The following is a 15981-nucleotide window of genomic DNA, read 5'->3' on the forward strand; positions in this document are numbered from 1 at the left end:
TCCTACCTCCCGACGCCGTACACGCCGCGGGACTCGTCGCGCACGACCTGACCCATGTCCAGCTCGACCACGCGCCTGCGCATCGAGTCGACGATGGAGTGGTCGTGGGTGGCCATCAGCACGGTCGTCCCGGTGCGGTTGATCCGTTCCAGCAGCAGCATGATGTCCTGGCTGGTGTCCGGGTCCAGGTTCCCGGTGGGCTCGTCGGCCAGCAGCACCAGCGGCCGGTTCACGAACGCGCGGGCGATGGCCACCCGCTGCTGCTCGCCACCGGACAGCTCGTGCGGCATCCGGTCGGCCTTGCCGGCCAGCCCCACCAGGTCGAGCACCTCCGGCACCACCTTGCGGACCGTCGACTGCGACTTCCCGATGACCTCCAGCGCGAACGCCACGTTGCCGCCGACGGTCTTGTTGGTCAGCAGCCGGAAGTCCTGGAAGACGCAGCCGATCCGCTGACGCAGCCGGGGCACCCGGCGCCGCGGCAGCTTGGCCACGTTCAGGTCGGAGACGTAGATGTCGCCCTTGGTGGGGACGTCCTCGCGGAGCAGCAGCCGCAGGAACGTCGACTTGCCCGAGCCCGACGGCCCGATCAGGAAGACGAACTCGCCGCGGTCGATGGTCACCGAGACCCCGTCCAGCGCGGGACGCGTGGAGGTCTTGTAGAGCTTGGTGACATGCTCCAGCCGGATCACGACCGGGGACGATACGGCGACCCGACCCACCCCCGGCACCCGACCCTCCCCAGGCCGGAGGGCCGTCACCGGGCGCGACGAGAGCCACTCCCGTCGCACCGGACGGGGTGAGGACCACTCCCGTTCGCACCGCATGGTGGAGCGAACGCGCCTCCCGCTCAACGAGGTTGGCCGAGCGCGCCACTCGCTCGCCGCCCCGGGACGAGAGCCGCTCTCGGTCAGACGGGCGCGGTTCGGCGGGACCCCAGCACCGCGCACACCGTGTGGCCACCGCGCACACGTCAGGACATGTGCGCGGTGGCGGCTGGGTGTGCGCGGTGGCGAGGGGCGTGCGCGGTGCCGAGCGGTGTGCGCGGTGGGGCGAGGTCGGGCCCACGCACGGCGGCGCGCAGCGCCACTCCTCCCCCGTGGCCCCTGCCGTCACGTCGGCGCGCACGGCAGAGCGCGGCCGACACGACCCCCGCACCCTCCGATGCCAACCGGCTGGCCGACGCTCCCAACCGTGCGAGGGTCGCGGCGGACGTGCTTCGCTGGGCGTGACGACGGGACGGCAGGGGCCGAACCCCTGCTCGATCCGAGGTCGCCCGCCGCGCAGGCGCCGCCGGAGGCGCTCTTCCACCCCGATCTCGATCAGCCCGTCCGCCCGAAGCTGGGCACGCCGCCCGGCAACGTTCCTGCCTACTGAGGGCGTCCGGCGCGCGCCCGCTCCAGGAGAAGAGCGCGTCGGAGGGAGGGTGAAGAGCGCCTCCGGCGGGCCTCGGCTCCAGCAGGGGGGCCGAAGTGCCCCCTGCCGTCGCGTCGTCCCACTCAGGTTGGCATGGCCGTCCCGACCCCCGCCAGCGTGGTACCGGGGTCGGGTTGGCGCGGTGTGGCGGGGGCCGTGCCGGCCATGCACGCTGCGCGTGCCGACGCGACGGCAGGGGGCACTTCTCCGGGGAGTCCGGCGGCAGAGAGGTCAGCGAGGGCCGGCCGGCGGGATTCCTGGGCACCGCGCGCACCGTGTGGCCACCGCGCACATGTCATGACGTGTGCGCCGTAGCCAGTAGATGCGCGCGGTGGCGACTGGGTGTGCGTGGTCATCGCGAAGCGGGCGCAGGCCCCGGCCCGCCCGAGCGAGCGGCGCGCTCGCCCAACCTCGCCGCGCGAGCGCGCCACTCGCTCACAGCGGCGCCCACGACGAGCGGAGGTTCGGGCACCGCGCGCACCATGTGGCCACCGCGCACACGTTGGGAGGTGTGCGCCGTGGCCAGTGGGTGCGCGCGGTGCTGGGCGGTGTGCGCGGTGGTGGGCCTCCCGGGAGACCGCACCGACCGGCACGAGGCCGGACCCGTTCGCCTAGAGCCGGGGCGTCGGCAGGATGCCGCGGGCGATCGCGGCGGTGACGGCGGCGGTGCGGTCGCTGACCTGCAGTTTCTCGAACACCCGGAGCAGGTGGCTCTTCACCGTGGCCTCGCCGATGCGCAGCTCGCGGGCGATCTCGGGGTTGGAGAGCCCGCGCGCGACGGCGCGCAGCACGTCGTGCTCGCGGGGGGTGAGGGTCGGTGGCGCCGGGCGGCGCACCGCGCCGGCCAGGGTGGCGGCGGCGGCGGGGGCGAGGACCGTCTCCCCGCGGGCCGCCGCTCGGACGCCCTCGACGAGGCCCGCCCGCGGCGTGTCCTTCAGCAGGTAGCCGCTGGCGCCCGCCTCCACGGCGCGCAGGACGTCGCCGTCGTGGTCGTAGGTGGTCAGCACGACGACCCGGGTCGAGCAGGCGGCCAGGACGTCGGCGGTGGCCGCGACGCCGTCCCGGCCGGGCATCCGCAGGTCCATCAGCACCAGGTCGGGACGGGTGGCGGCGGCCGTCGCGGCCGCCGAGGCGGCGTCGCCGCACTCCCCGACGACCTCGATGTCCGGTTCGGCGTCGAGCAGGCTGCGCAGGCCCTCCCGGACGACGGGGTGGTCGTCGACCAGCATCACCCGGATCATCCGAGCCGGACCTCCACGCACGTCCCCCCGCCCGGTTCGCTGCGCAGGTCGAGCGCGCCGCCGAGCTCGCCGACCCGCGCCCGCATCCCGGTCAGGCCGAAACCGGACCGGCGCGCGGCGGCCGGGTCGAAGCCGCGGCCGTCGTCGCTGATCCGCACCACGGCCGAGGCCGGGTCGAAGATCAGTTCGAGGTCGAGCCGGGAGGCGCCGGCGTGCTTGCGGACGTTGGCCATCGCCTCCTGGCTCACCCGCATCAGCACGATGTCGTGGCCGGGCGGGAGCGCCCGCTCGGCGCCCTCCACCCGCATCCGCGCCTCGATCCCCAGCTCGTCGCCGACCCGCTCGACCAGCCGGTTCAGCGCGGCCGGCAGCGTCGCCGCGTCCAGCTGCGGGGACGACAGCGCGGCCACCAGCGCCCTGGCCTCGCCCAGGTTCTCCCGCGCCGTCCGCTCCACCAGGGCGACCTTCGGGTCGTCCGGGTCCATCCCCTGGGCCAGCAGCAGGATGCTGCTGAACCCCTGGGCCAGCGTGTCGTGGATCTCCCGGGCCAGCCGCTCGCGCTCGGCCAGCGCGCCCAGGTCGCGGCTGGCCGCGGCGAGCTCCGCCCGGGTGCGCTCCAGCTCGTCGAGCAGCGCGGCGCGCTCCGAGCTCTGGGCGACGATGCGGGTGATCCAGGAGCCGAGGAACAGCGATGCGACCAGCATCCCGCCCAGCCAGGCGACCACGAGCGGGACCTCCCCGGTCCCGAGGGCCGCGGGCACCATCCGCACCGCCCCGATCCCGACGATCGCCAGCGTGGTCACCAGCAGCGCCCACCGGACCGGCAGCAGCCGCCAGAAGTGCGGGAACAGCAGGAAGAACAGCACCGCGCCGATCGGGGTCAGCGCGAACATCGCCAGCACCAGCGGTGTGGCGCCGGCGACGTAGGCGACCCCCGGCCGCGTCGCGCGCGACCGGTGCAGCGCCCGGGCCCCGGTCAGCGCGTACCAGAGCGCCACCGCCACCAGCAGGCCCAGCGCGACCCACTCCCGGGCCAGGACCAGCAGCACGGCCGTCACCGCGGCGAACAGCGCCGCGAAGGCCTGCCACCCCCAGTCCATCTCCTCCCAGACGTGGCGCTCCACGGGGACAGCCTGCCGCAGGCCGCACCGGCCGCCTCCACCGGTCGGTGGAGGCGGCGCCCCGTCGACGGGCGGTGCCGCGCGGCGGCCGCGACAGCCGATCATGTCGCGGTGGACGGCGACCCGGCTCCCCGGCCGGTCCGCGCCGTCCGCTGGTGTCCCCGCGGTCGGCCCGACCGCGCGGGCAGCAGCACACGGTAGGTGCGCCGCGGGGCGTCGTGGGCCCCGCGCCGCACCGGAGCCGCCTGGAGGGGTCGGGGTGGGCGGCGGCGCTACGGCGTCGCCGCCCATTCGCGACCCGTGATGCGCTCGTAGGCCTGCACGTAGCGGGCCCGGGTGGCCGCGACGACCTCGGCGGGCACCTCCGGCCCGGGCGGGGTGCGGTCCCAGTCCAGCCCGGCCGACCACTCCCGCACGAACTGCTTGTCGTAGGCGTGCTGCGCCCGGCCCGGCGACCAGTCGTCGGCAGGCCAGAAGCGGGACGAGTCCGAGGTGAGCACCTCGTCGCCCAGCACGATGCGGCCCTCGGCGTCGGTGCCGAACTCCAACTTGGTGTCCGCGACCAGGATGCCGCCGGCCGCCGCCACCTCGGCGCCGCGCGCGTAGACGGCCAGGGTGAGCTCGCGCAGCCGCTCCGCGGTGCCCGCCCCGACGAGCGCCACGACGTCGTCGAAGGTCATGAACTCGTCGTGCTCGCCGACCGGGGCCTTGGTGGTCGGGGTGAAGATCGGCGCGGGCAGCCGGGAGCCCTCGACGAGCCCGGGCGGCAGCGCGATGCCCGACACCGTGCCGCGCGCGCGGTACTCCTGCAGGCCCATCCCGGCCAGGTAGCCGCGGGCGATGCACTCGACGGGCAGCATCCGCAGCCGCCGGCAGCGGATCGCCCGGCCGGCGAACTCGTCGGGGACGTCGGTGGCCGAGACGACGTGGTTGGGCACCACGTCGGCGAGGCGCTCGAACCACCACAGCGACAGCTGGGTGAGCAGCGCGCCCTTGTCCGGGATCGGGGTGGGCAGCACGACGTCGTAGATGGAGATGCGGTCGGAGGCGACCAGCAGCAGGTCGTCGCCGTCGACGTACAGGTCGCGGACCTTGCCCGAGTGCAGCAGCTTCACAGGATCGACCCCGGCGCGTAGGCGGCGGCCTCGGGACGGGCGGCGATGAGCGCGTCGACGCGGGCCACGACCTCGGCGACCTGGGTGGTGGCCGCGCCGGTGAACCGCAGCGGGTCGGCGAGCAGGCCGTCGAGGGTGCCGGGGGGCAGCGCGAGCCGTTCGTCGCCGGCGAGGCGGGCCAGCAGGTCGTTCTCGGCCTGGCCCTTCTCCCGCATCGCCAGCGCCACCGCCACCGCGTGCTCCTTGATCACCTCGTGCGCCGTCTCCCGGCCGACCCCGGCGCGCACCGCGGCCATCAGCACGGCGGTGGTGGCCAGGAACGGCAGGTAGCGGTCGAGTTCGCGGGCGACGACCGCGGGGTAGGCGCCGAACTCGTCGAGCACCGTCAGCGCGGTCTCGAACAGCCCGTCCAGGGCGAAGAACGCGTCGGGCAGCGCGACCCGGCGGACGACGGAGTCGGACACGTCGCCCTCGTTCCACTGCGCGCCGGCCAGCTCCCCGACCATCCCCGCGTAGCCGCGCAGCAGCACCATCATCCCGTTGATCCGCTCGGTGGAGCGGCTGTTCATCTTGTGCGGCATCGCCGACGACCCGACCTGCCCCGGCCGGAACCCCTCGGTGGCCAGCTCGAACCCGGCCATCAGCCGGATCGTCGTGGCCAGCGACGACGGCCCCGCCGCCAGTTGCACCAGCGCGGTGAGCACGTCGTAGTCCAGCGAGCGCGGGTACACCTGCCCGACGCTGGTCAGCGCGGCGTCGAAGCCGAGGTGCGCGGCCACCCGCCGCTCCAGGTCGGCCAGCAGGGCCGGGTCGCCCAGCAGGTCGAGCATGTCCTGCGCGGTGCCCATCGGCCCCTTGATGCCGCGCAGCGGGTAGCGCGCCCGCAACTGCTCCAGCCTCTCGTGCGCCACCAGCATCTCGTCGGCCGCGCTGGCGAACCGCTTGCCCAGCGTCGTCGCCTGCGCGGCCACGTTGTGGCTGCGCCCCGCCATCACCAGCTCGGCGTGCTCCCCGGCCCGGCGGGCCAACCGGGCCAGCACCGCCAGCGACCGGTCGCGCACGTGCTCCAGCGACAGCCGGATCTGCAGCTGCTCGACGTTCTCGGTCAGGTCGCGGCTGGTCATGCCCTTGTGGACGTGCTCGTGCCCGGCCAGCGCGCAGAACTCCTCGATCCGCGCCTTGACGTCGTGGCGGGTGACCCGCTCCCGCGCCGCGATCGAGGCCAGGTCGACCTGCTCGACGACCCGCTCGTAGTCCTCGACGACGCCGTCGGGCACGTCGACGCCCAGCTCCCGCTGGGCCCGCAGCACCGCGATCCACAGCCGCCGCTCCAGCACGACCTTGCGCTCGGGCGACCAGAGCTCCACGAGCTCCGGACTCGCGTACCGCGCCGCCAGCACGTTCGGGATCACGCCGCCAACCCTAATCCGCCCACGTCGCAGACTCCGCGTACCCGGCGCAGGAGCCCGGGGGTCTGCGCCGGGTACGCAAGCTCTGCGACGTCGTTCAGGTTTGGGCGAGGGCGTGGCGGAGGCGAGCGGCGACCAGGGCCGAAGTCCGCGAGGTCGCGCCACGTCCAGCGGACGACCCGCAGGCCTTCGACCCGGAGAGCGTCCTCGCGCACCTTCTCGGCGAAGACCGCGTCGCCCGGCTCCTCGCCCGGCGCAGCGCGCGCAGCTCGCGTTCGGTCACCCCGTCGGCCATCAGATCGGCCCGGAGGTACAGCCCCTCCCCCATCGGCCCCACGGGCCCACCCTGCCCACCACGCGCACGTCGCGGGCCCGAACCGCACAACTCGTCCCACGTCGCAGGGTTTCCCCACCCGCGCAGAGCCCTGGGGGTCTGCGCCGGGTGGGGTGACTCCGCGAGGAGGGTCACAGGAGGCGCAGGAGGGCGTCGCGGGCGGCGGCGCGGGGGTCGGGGTCGGCCTCGATCAGGGCGCTGATCACGGCGCCGTCGACCAGGGAGACCAGGTCGCGGATGGCCTCGGCGGACATCGGGTGGCCGGAGCGGCGGAGGATCTCGGCCAGCAGGGCGTCGAGCTCGGCGCGCAGCTCGCGCATCAGCGGGGCCAGGTAGGGGCGCCGGCCCGCGCCCACCAGCCGCTCGTAGCGCAGCAGCACCGCGTCCAGGCCTCCGTCGCGCGACTCGGGGCCGAGCAGCTGGTCCAGCACGAGCTCCACCAGCTCGGGGCGGGCGGCCCGGGTCTCGGCGAGCTGGGCCAGCTGGACGCGGCCCTCGTCGAGCTCGTCGCGGCTGGTGCGCTCGGCGGCCGCGGTGACCAGGTCGTCGAGGGAGGCGAAGTAGTAGGTGGTGGAGGCCAGGGGCAGGCCGGCGCGCTCGGCCACCGCCCGGTGCCGCACGGCGTCGAACCCGCCGGCGCGCAGCAGCGCGGCGGCCGCGGTCACCAGCTCCTGCCTGCGCCGCTCACCCTTGCTCGTGGCCACGTCGACCAGTCTCCCCGCCGGTCAGAGGAGCGGGGCGAGGTGGTCCACGAGGTCCTGCAGCCGGTCGGCGTACGGGGCCGGGCCGGGGCCGTCGGGGGTGGCGGACACCAGGACGGTGCCGCCCGAGGCGGTCGGGGCCGCGAGCTCGGTCGGGGCGGGCGCGCTGTCGGCGACGGTGCCCGGCGGCAGGTACGCCACGGACAGCACGCCGGGCGCGCCGCCCGGGTCGACCTGCAGCGCCAGGTAGCGGTGGGTTCCCGGCAGGCAGACGTCGGTGGTGGCCGCGGGCGGGGCGCCGGCCGCGTCGGGCAGCACCTCCTCGACGAGCGCGCGCAGGCCGGCGTCCTGGCGGTCGGCGCAGGCGCCGTCGCCCGGCCCGAGCGGCGGGGCGGCCGCCGGAGCGGGGGGCGCCGGGGCGGAGTCCGCGGAGCCGGGGCCCTCGGACTCCAGGTCGTCGGCGGCGTAGGGCGCGGACAGCTCGGCCGACCCCGCCCTGCCGCCGGACGCGTCGCGGGCGGACTCGGGGGCCGGGGCGGCGGCGGAGGTCGACTGCTCGGCCGAGCCGGGCAGGACGATCGCGGCGCCGAGGCCGGCGAGCCCGATGACGGCGGCCGCGGCGACCGCGGCCGAGCGGCGCCGGGCGGTGATCCGCCGGGACGCGGCCACCACGTCGTCGTGGCCGAAGGCCGGTGGGGGCGCGTCGGGGTCGGACGCGGCGTCGCGGAACAGCGCGGCCAGGCGCTCGTCGTCGGTCATCGGGTCCTCCCTCCCCTCATCCGGCCGGTCGCAGGTCGTCGAGCGCGTCGCCGAGCGCGGTGCGCAGCGCGGCCAGCCCGGCCGCGGTCTGGCTCTTGACCGTGCCCTCCGAGCAGCTCAGCGCGGCGGCCGTGGCCGGGACGTCGAGCCCCTCCAGGAACCGCAGCACCAGCACGGCCCGCTGCCGGGGCGGCACCGACCGCAGCCCGCCGACGAGCACGTGCCGGGTGGCGACGGCGTCGGCGGCGCCGGGCACCGCGCGGCGGTCGTCGGGCTCGGCGGTGGCCCGCTCGCGCCGCCACGGCCGGCGCGACTCGTCCACCACCGCCCGGACGAGCGTGCGCCGCATCCAGGCGTCCAGGGCGGCCTTGTCCCGGATCCGGCGCCAGTGCCGGTGCAGCGCGACGAACGCCGCCTGGACGTGGTCGTCCGCGCGGTGCCAGTCGCCGCACAGCAGGTAGGCCGTGCGGCGCAGCGCGTCGCGGCGGGTGCGGAAGAACTCCTCGAAGGAGATCTCGGACACGTCGCCGGACCCGTCGCCGTCGGGCTCGCCGCCCACTCGTCGTCCTCCTCCCCCTCGCACGCACAGACGTGCGGTCCGGTCGCCGCGGTTGTACGACCCGCCGGGATTCCCTCGATCGGGCCAACGTCGTGACCGTCTCGTGACCCAGGGGAGACCCCACCGTCGCCTACTGGTTGAATCGGGTGTCGTGCGACCCACCACTCGCTCCCGCCGCGCGTCGGCAGGTGACGCCCCGATCGACCTCCGTTCGGACACCGTCACCCAGCCGACCAAGCAGATGCGCGCCGCCATGGCGGCCGCCGAGGTGGGCGACGACGTCCTCGACCGCGACCCGACGATGCGCAGGCTCGAGGAGCGCGTCGCCGACATGCTCGGCACCGCGGACGCACTCTGGACCCCGAGCGGCACGATGGGCAACATCATCGCGCTGATGCACCACCTCGGCCGGGGCGACGCGTTCCTGGCCCCGGCGGGCGCGCACGTGCTCGACGCCGAGCTGGGCACGGCGGCGTGGCTGGCCGGGGGCATGCCCCGCCCGCTGGAGCACGACGCGGGCCCGGGCAAGGTCTCCCCGGCGGCGGTCCGCCGGGCGGCGGGCGCCCCCGGGCCGTACTTCACGCTGCGCACCACCCTGCTGTGCCTGGAGAACACCCACAACGCCGCAGGCGGCACGGTCACCGCACCGGACGAGCACGCCTCGCTGGCCGCGGCGGCCCGCGCGGCCCGGCTCAAGGTCCACCTCGACGGCGCCCGGCTGTGGCACGCCGCGGTCGCGCTCGGGGTGCCGCCGCGCACGCTCACCGTCGGCGCCGACACGGTCCAGGTGTGCCTGAGCAAGGGCCTCGGCGCGCCGGTGGGGTCGGTGGTCGCCGGGTCGGAGGAGTTCGTCGAGAACGCCCGGCGGCTGCGCAAGATGCTCGGCGGCGGGGTCCGCCAGGGCGGGGTGCTGGCCGCGGCGGGACTGCTCGCCCTCGACCGGGTCGACCGCCTCGCCGAGGACCACGAGCGCGCCCGCGCGCTCGCCGCGGGCCTGCGGGAGCGCGGCTGGCAGGTGGGGGTCCCGGCGACCAACATCGTGCTCGTCTCGGTGGCCGACCTGCCCGGCACGCTGCACCGGCTGGAGAGCGCCGGGGTGCGGGCCACCCCGATGTCCGGCCAGGTCCGCTTCGTCACCCACGCCGACCTCACCGACACCGACATCACCGCGGCGCTGGAGCGCATCGGCCCGGTGGAGACGACCAACGGCGTGCCCGAGCCGCGCGCCCGGTTCAGGAGGGACGCCGGTCACGCTCCAGCGCGTCCAGCCGGGCGCTGACCCGGCGCAGCTCGTCGAGCACCTCCGACAGCTGGGCGTCGGTCCGGTCGGCCTCGACCTCCACCGCCTTCTCGACCTGCTGGCCCGCCTGGCGCAGGTTCTCCACGAACCAGCTGGCGATCGACGCCGTCACCACGCCGAGCAGCGCGATCCCGGCGACCATCAGCGCCGCGGCGACGAACCGGCCTTCGGTCGTGACCGGGTAGCGGTCGCCGTAGCCGACGGTGGACAGCGTGGTGATGGTCCACCAGATCGCCTCGCCGAAGGTGGTCAGCGTGGCGTCCGGCGCCGCGCGCTCGGCGTCCAGCACGGCCAGCGACGCGACGAAGGAGATCAGCGCCACCGTCCCGGCGACGTAGATCGCGACCCGGCCGCGGGCGTCGTCGCGCAGTTGGCGGTTGAGCACGCCGATCGCGGTGAACACGCGCAGCGCGCGCAACGGGCGGAACATCGGCAGCAGCAGGACCGCCAGTTCCAGCAGGTGCCGGCGGACGTAGCGCAGCCGCTGCCGGGCCAGCGCCAGGCGCACCAGGTAGTCGATACCGAAGACCACCCAGGTGACGGTGATGACGACCTCCAGCGCCGCCCGGTCGTCCGCCCCGAGCGAGGTGTCGAGCACCTCCCAGGCGTAGGCCGCCAGGAACACGACGGCGAGGCCGGTCAACCACCAGTCGACGCGGCGGTCCCAGGCCGCGATCCGCGGCTCGTCGTCGGACACCGTGACCATGAACGGGACTGTAGGTCCTACTCGGCGCCGTCCTTGTCCCGCTGCGGCGGTCGGTAGTCCTGGCGTGCCTTGCGGATCTGCTCCCGCACGTCCTCCTCGACCCACCGGGCCCGGCCGCTGACCGTCTCCGAGGCCGGCGTGATGAGCCCCTCGCGGCGGTAGCGCTGCAAGGTCCGGGCGGTGATGCCCAGCGCTCGGGCCAGCTCACCGGTGCACGACGGACCGGTCCCGCACCCCTGCCCCTCCGGCAGGACGCGCTGCGGGCGCTCCTGGTCCAGGCCCGGGCGCGGTCGCTGCTCGACGGCGGGCCGGTGCCCCCGCTCGACGCGCCGGCCCCGCTCCACGTGCCCTGGATCTGAGCGGACGCCGATCGGGGCCGTCCGGACTAGCCCAGCCACCCGCCGAGGCGGCGCAGCGCCTCCTCGACGTCGGCGGTGGCTCCGGCGAACGACAGCCGGATCCAGCGCCCGCCGTCGACGGGGTCGAAGTCGGCCCCGGGGGCGACCGCGAGCCCGGTGTCGGCGAGGAGCCGGTAGGTGAGGTCCATCGAGTCGCGGGTGAGGTGCGAGACGTCGGCGTAGACGTAGAACGCGCCGTCGGCCGGGGCCAGGGTCCCCAGGCCCAGCCGGGGCAGGCCGTCGAGCAGCAGGGCGCGGTTGGCGGCGTAGCGGGAGACGTGCGAGTCGGCCTCGGCGTAGGACCGCGGGTCGAACGCCCCGAGCGCGGCCAGCTGGGGCAGCGCGGGCGGGCAGACCGTGAAGTTGCCCGCCAGGCAGTCGACCGCGCGCAGCAGTCGCGGCGGCACCAGCAGCCAGCCCAGCCGCCAGCCGGTCATCGAGAAGTACTTGCTGAACGAGTTGACCACGATCGCCTCGCGCGACGTGCTCCACGCCGACGACGTCGCGGGCGCGCCGTCGTAGGAGATGCCGTGGTAGATCTCGTCGCTGATCAGCTGGATGCCGGTCCGCTCGCAGTACTCGGCGAGCGCGGCCAGCTCGGCGGGGTCGAGGACGGTGCCGGTGGGGTTGGCCGGGCTGGCCACCACGAGCCCGCGCACCGGCTCGTCGAGCGCCTCGAGCATCTCCACGGTGGGCTGGTAGCGCGTCTGCGGCCCGCACGGCAGCTCGACGACCTCGCAGCCCAGCGCGGAGAGGATGTTGCGGTAGCAGGGGTAGCCGGGGCGGGCCATGGCCACCCGGTCGCCCGCGTCGAAGGCGGCCAGGAAGGCCAGCAGGAACCCGCCCGACGACCCGGTGGTCACCACGACCTGCCCGTCGGGGACGTCGAGGTCGTAGGTGCGGGCGTAGTGGCCGGCGATGGCCGCGCGCAGCTCCGGGATGCCCAGCGCGACGGTGTAGCCGAGGACCTGCTCGGCCAGCGCGATCGTGGCGGCCTCGCGCACCGCGAGCGGGGCCGGGGTGGACGGCTGGCCCGCGGACAGGTTGACCAGGTCGGCGTGGGTGCGCTGGCGCTCGCCCGCGGCGGCCCACACGTCCATCACGTGGAACGGCGGGATCATCGCCCGGGCGGCCGCGCCCGACAGGGTGGGGTGGGTCGTCACCCCCCGAGCGTAGAGACGCGCGGGCGCCGGTGGCCCGTCCGTCAACCGGGGCCTTGCGCCCGGCGGGCCCGCAGCCGCTCGCCCGCCCGGTAGAGCTCGACGAGCAGCGGGCGCAGCGACGCGCCCTCCGGGGTGAGCCGGTAGCTGCCGCGGGTGGGGAAGCCGCGCTGCTCGCGCCGCTCGACCAGGCCCCGCGCGCGCAGCCCGGCCAGCCGCTCGGCCAGCACCTTGTCGCTGATGGCCGGCAGCCCGGCGCGCAGCTCGCCGAACGAGCGCGGACCGTGCATGAGGTCGCGCAGCATGGCCGAGACCCGCGCCGAGCCCGACCCGCACCGCGTGCTGGCGCTCTGGGTCGCCTACGGCGGGAGACCTTCCAGCGGATCGGGCCGATCATGGCCGTGGTCCGGGACGCGGCGGTGACCGATCCGGAGATGGCCGCGCAGTGGGCCACCAACGCGGAGCAGCGGGCCACCGCGTTCCGGGTGCTGGTGGAGCAGCTCGCCGAGCGCGGCGCGCTGCGCGTGCCGGTCGGGGAGGGCGTCGACATCGTCTGCGCGGTGCACGGCCCCGAGCTGTACGGCGTCCTCACCGCCCGCGGCTGGACGGCCGAGCGGTGGGAGCGGTTCGTGGTCGAGACGCCGGACCAGGCCCTGCTGGCGTAGCCGGCGACCCGGGCCCGGTCAGGGACGGTCGAACTCCCCGGCGTGCACGCCCTTGACGAACGCGTCCCACTCGGCGGCCGTGTAGACGTGCACCTGACCCTCGGGGTTGCTGCCGTCGCGCAGGGCGACACCGCCGTCGGGCAGCAGGGCCACCTCGACGGAGCCCTCGTCCTCGTCGGCGCTCATGCTGCTGCGCAGCCACTCGACGTCGTCGGGGACGGGGATCTGCGGGATCGACACCTCGCCCCGCTCGGCCAGCAGCGCGATGTCGGTGCGGTGGTGCGAGCCGGGCAGGTGCACCTCGGCGAGCCTGCGGTAGGCGTCGGCGCGGGCGGCGGCCAGGTCGTCGCCGGTGCCGACCACGGACAGCACCCGCCCGCCCGCGGAGACCACGGCGCCGTCGTCGCGGCGGCGGGTGCCGGCGTGCAGGACGCCGTCGCGCTCGGCCCCGGTGATGACGTCGCCCAGGCGCGGGGTGGCGGGGTAGCCCTCGGCCGCGAGGACGACGACCACCGCGGCGCCGTCGGCCCACTCGGGGGCGGGCTGCTCGGCCAGGGTGCCGGTGGCGGTGGCGTGCAGGAGCCGGGCCAGCGGGCTGCGCAGCAGGGCCAGCACGACCTGGGTCTCCGGGTCGCCGAACCGGCAGTTGAACTCGATCACAGCGGGCCCGGTGGCGGTCAGCACGAGGCCGGCGTAGAGCAGGCCGCTGAACGGGGTGCCGCGGGCGACCAGCTCGCGGGCGACCGGGGCGACGATCCGGCGGACCAGGTCGTCGGCGAGGCCCGGCGCGGCCCACGGCAGCGGCGCGTAGGCGCCCATGCCGCCGGTGTTGGGTCCGGCGTCGCCGTCGCCGACGCGCTTGAAGTCCTGCGCGGGCAGCAGCGGGACCACGGTCTCGCCGTCGACCAGGCAGAACAGCGACACCTCCGGGCCGGCCAGGTACGACTCCAGCAGCACCGGGTGGCCGCCGTCGAGCAGGGTCATCGCGTGCGCGCGGGCCACGTCGACGTCCGGGCTGACGACCACGCCCTTGCCCGCGGCCAGCCCGTCGTCCTTGACGACGTAGGGCGGGGCGAACCGGTTGAGCGCGGCGTCGAGGTTGGCCGGGTTGTCGACCACCACCGACTCTGCGCTGGGCACCCCGGCCGCGGCCATCACGTCCTTGGCAAAGCTCTTCGAACCCTCGATGCGGGCGGCCTCGCGGCCGGGCCCGAAGCAGGCGACGCCGGCCGCGCGGACCGCGTCGGCCACGCCGCGCACCAGCGGCACCTCCGGGCCGATGACGACCAGGTCGGCCTTCCACTGCACGGCGAGGCGGGCGACGGCGTCACCGTCGCCGACGTCGACACCGAGCTGCTCGGCGGCACCGGAGGTCCCGGCGTTGCCGGGAGCGCACGCCACCGCGGTGACGTCCGGGTCGGCCGCCAGAGCCAGCACGATGGCGTGCTCCCGGGCTCCGGACCCGATGACGAGGACGCGCACGGCGAGCAGCTTAGTGGCCTCCCCCGCCCGCCCCCGCGGCGCGGCATCCCCCGCTGTCGTTCACCCGGTGGCCGCACTCGCGTCGACGGTGCGTGTTCCCCGGATCGCTCGTCCGGGGGAGGGTGGGGGCATGGTCCGTGTCCTGCGCAGAGCCGCGCCGGCGGCGGTCGCCGCCCTCATCGCCACCGTCCTGTCCACCGCCGTCCCGGCGGCCGCCGCGGCCGCCGAACCCGCCGCCGGGAGCGGGGCGACCGAGCGCCCCCTGGTGATCGGCCACCGCGGGGCATCGGGCTACCGGCCCGAGCACACGCTGGCGTCCTACGAGCTCGCCGCCCGGATGGGCGCGGACTTCATCGAGCCCGACCTCGTCGTCACCGCCGACGGGGTGCTGGTCACCCGGCACGAGCCGGAGATCGGCGGCACCACCGACGTCGCCGCGCACCCCGAGTTCGCCGCCCGCCGGACCACGAAGACGGTCGACGGCACCGCGCTGACCGGCTGGTTCGCCGAGGACTTCACCCTGGCCGAGCTGAAGACGCTGCGCGCGGTTGAGCGGATCCCGGACGTCCGCCAGCAGAACACGATCTACGACGGCCGGTTCGAGGTGCCGACCTTCGACGAGGTGCTGGCGCTGCGGGAGCGGCTCTCGGCCGAGCTCGGCCGGGAGATCGGGATCTACCCGGAGACCAAGCACCCGACCTACTTCGCCGCGCTCGGCCTGCCGCTGGAGCCGCGGCTGGTGGCGGCGCTGGACGGGGCCGGGCTCAACCGCTCCGACGCGCCGGTGTTCGTGCAGTCGTTCGAGACGGCCAACCTGCGCGAGCTGTCCGGCGAGCTGGAGGTGCCGCTCGTGCAACTGCTGTCGGCCACCGGGGCACCGGCCGACCTCGTCGCCGCCGGCGACCCGCGGACCTACGCCGACCTCGTCACCGACGCGGGCCTAGCCGACATCGCGACCTACGCCGCGGGCATCGGCCCGGACAAGAACCAGGTGATCGCCCGCGACCCGGACGGCACGCTCGGCGCGCCCACCGGCCTGGTCGAGCGGGCGCACGCGGCGGACCTGCTGGTGCACCCGTACACGTTCCGCAACGAGAACCAGTTCCTGCCGGCCGAGCTGCGCTCGGGCCCCGACCCGGCCGCCTACGGCGACGCGTTCGGCGAGTACGCGGCGTTCTTCGCGGCCGGCGTCGACGGCGTGTTCGCCGACAACCCGGACACCGCCGTCGCCGCCCGGGCCGCGGGGTAGCGCGGAATAGCCGCTCACGTGCGGCGGTTCACGCCATCACGTGAACTGCCGTGCACGACCGCTACACGACACGGGCGTCCTCGTAGCACCACCGCCAGGCCTCGCCGGGCTCGAAGGAGCGCATGACCGGGTGCCCGGTCTGCTCGTAGTGGTGCGTGGCGTGCTTGGGCGGGCTGGAGTCGCAGCAGGCGACGTGCCCGCAGCTCAGGCACATCCGCAGGTGGGACCAGACGTCGTAGCCGGCGGCGGCGCAGTCGGAGCAGGCCTCGGCGTCGGGGCGGGGCTCGGTCCAGGTGCGGCTGTCGAACGCGGTCGTGTGTGTGCAGCTCATCGTGGTCCATCGTCCCACCTGATCGAGCGCCGCGG

17 protein-coding genes and 1 pseudogene are annotated in these 15981 nt (G+C 75.7%); 3 read left to right on the forward strand and 15 right to left on the reverse strand.

Going from position 1 to position 15981, the window contains the following annotated elements; translation table 11 throughout:
* Positions 1-2 precede the first annotated feature (2 nt).
* The 8 genes from ftsE to KDL28_RS03875 form a co-directional block, all read right to left on the reverse strand.
* A complete protein-coding gene (gene ftsE, locus KDL28_RS03840) occupies positions 3-692 on the reverse strand; it encodes a cell division ATP-binding protein FtsE (RefSeq protein ID WP_252435777.1) in 690 nt (229 codons plus the stop codon).
* A 1335-nt stretch (positions 693-2027) separates the two neighbouring features.
* Positions 2028-2657, reverse strand: coding sequence for a response regulator (locus tag KDL28_RS03845; protein WP_252435778.1), 630 nt, complete (start codon positions 2655-2657; stop codon positions 2028-2030).
* Positions 2654-3781, reverse strand: a complete 1128-nt coding sequence (locus KDL28_RS41320; RefSeq protein ID WP_252435779.1) for a sensor histidine kinase — start codon at positions 3779-3781, stop codon at positions 2654-2656. Before KDL28_RS41320 ends, KDL28_RS03845 begins: the two co-directional genes overlap by 4 nt.
* A 269-nt stretch (positions 3782-4050) precedes the next feature.
* Positions 4051-4893: a phosphoribosylaminoimidazolesuccinocarboxamide synthase gene (locus KDL28_RS03855; protein ID WP_252435780.1), complete on the reverse strand. Its 843-nt coding sequence runs from the start codon at positions 4891-4893 to the stop codon at positions 4051-4053.
* Complete coding sequence (gene purB, locus KDL28_RS03860; RefSeq protein ID WP_252435781.1) at positions 4890-6305, reverse strand: adenylosuccinate lyase; 1416 nt, start codon at positions 6303-6305, stop codon at positions 4890-4892. Before purB ends, KDL28_RS03855 begins: the two co-directional genes overlap by 4 nt.
* A 462-nt stretch (positions 6306-6767) precedes the next feature.
* Positions 6768-7349 (reverse strand): TetR/AcrR family transcriptional regulator, encoded by a 582-nt coding sequence (locus KDL28_RS03865; protein ID WP_252435878.1) that lies wholly within the window; start codon positions 7347-7349, stop codon positions 6768-6770.
* Between the two features lie 12 nt (positions 7350-7361).
* A complete protein-coding gene (locus KDL28_RS03870) occupies positions 7362-8096 on the reverse strand; it encodes a hypothetical protein (RefSeq protein ID WP_252435782.1) in 735 nt (244 codons plus the stop codon).
* A gap of 16 nt (positions 8097-8112) precedes the next feature.
* A complete protein-coding gene (locus KDL28_RS03875; protein ID WP_252435783.1) occupies positions 8113-8655 on the reverse strand; it encodes a SigE family RNA polymerase sigma factor in 543 nt (180 codons plus the stop codon).
* A gap of 151 nt (positions 8656-8806) precedes the next feature.
* Here KDL28_RS03875 and KDL28_RS03880 point away from each other — a divergent pair, with 151 nt between their 5' ends.
* Positions 8807-9934 carry a threonine aldolase family protein gene (locus KDL28_RS03880; RefSeq protein ID WP_308215917.1) on the forward strand — a complete coding sequence of 376 codons (1128 nt, stop codon included), beginning with the start codon at positions 8807-8809 and terminating at the stop codon, positions 9932-9934.
* On the opposite strand, the gene KDL28_RS40235 is transcribed toward KDL28_RS03880, so the two are convergent.
* The 4 genes from KDL28_RS40235 to KDL28_RS03900 form a co-directional block, all read right to left on the reverse strand.
* Entirely contained in the window at positions 9888-10661 is a 774-nt protein-coding gene (locus tag KDL28_RS40235; protein WP_305882176.1) for a potassium channel family protein, read from the reverse strand. The genes KDL28_RS03880 and KDL28_RS40235 overlap by 47 nt on opposite strands.
* Positions 10662-10678: 17 nt before the next feature.
* Positions 10679-11005 carry a MerR family DNA-binding transcriptional regulator gene (locus KDL28_RS03890; RefSeq protein ID WP_252435784.1) on the reverse strand — a complete coding sequence of 109 codons (327 nt, stop codon included), beginning with the start codon at positions 11003-11005 and terminating at the stop codon, positions 10679-10681.
* Between the two features lie 41 nt (positions 11006-11046).
* On the reverse strand, positions 11047-12180 hold the full coding sequence (locus tag KDL28_RS03895; RefSeq protein WP_252435880.1) for a pyridoxal phosphate-dependent aminotransferase: 1134 nt from the start codon (positions 12178-12180) through the stop codon (positions 11047-11049).
* Positions 12181-12263: 83 nt separating this feature from the next.
* Complete coding sequence (locus KDL28_RS03900; RefSeq protein ID WP_252435785.1) at positions 12264-12524, reverse strand: winged helix-turn-helix transcriptional regulator; 261 nt, start codon at positions 12522-12524, stop codon at positions 12264-12266.
* 90 nt (positions 12525-12614) lie between these two features.
* Between KDL28_RS03900 and KDL28_RS03905 the strand changes: the two genes are divergently transcribed.
* Positions 12615-12884, forward strand: a complete 270-nt coding sequence (locus KDL28_RS03905; protein ID WP_252435786.1) for a hypothetical protein — start codon at positions 12615-12617, stop codon at positions 12882-12884.
* An 18-nt stretch (positions 12885-12902) separates the two neighbouring features.
* Here KDL28_RS03905 and KDL28_RS03910 read toward each other — a convergent pair whose 3' ends face one another.
* Together KDL28_RS03910 and purD are read right to left on the reverse strand one after the other, a co-directional pair.
* Positions 12903-13124 (reverse strand): DUF397 domain-containing protein, encoded by a 222-nt coding sequence (locus KDL28_RS03910; protein WP_308215921.1) that lies wholly within the window; start codon positions 13122-13124, stop codon positions 12903-12905.
* Positions 13113-14366 (reverse strand): annotated as a pseudogene (gene purD / locus KDL28_RS03915) (phosphoribosylamine--glycine ligase); the annotation flags it as partial. The pseudogene purD and the gene KDL28_RS03910, both read right to left, overlap by 12 nt.
* 130 nt (positions 14367-14496) lie before the next feature.
* Here purD and KDL28_RS03920 point away from each other — a divergent pair.
* Positions 14497-15615 carry a glycerophosphodiester phosphodiesterase gene (locus KDL28_RS03920; RefSeq protein ID WP_252435787.1) on the forward strand — a complete coding sequence of 373 codons (1119 nt, stop codon included), beginning with the start codon at positions 14497-14499 and terminating at the stop codon, positions 15613-15615.
* Between the two features lie 61 nt (positions 15616-15676).
* Here KDL28_RS03920 and KDL28_RS03925 read toward each other — a convergent pair whose 3' ends face one another.
* Entirely contained in the window at positions 15677-15946 is a 270-nt protein-coding gene (locus KDL28_RS03925; protein WP_252435788.1) for a UBP-type zinc finger domain-containing protein, read from the reverse strand.
* Positions 15947-15981 lie beyond the last annotated feature (35 nt).

It is taken from the genome of Pseudonocardia humida (assembly GCF_023898865.1).
In the GTDB taxonomy this organism is placed as follows: domain Bacteria; phylum Actinomycetota; class Actinomycetes; order Mycobacteriales; family Pseudonocardiaceae; genus Pseudonocardia; species Pseudonocardia humida.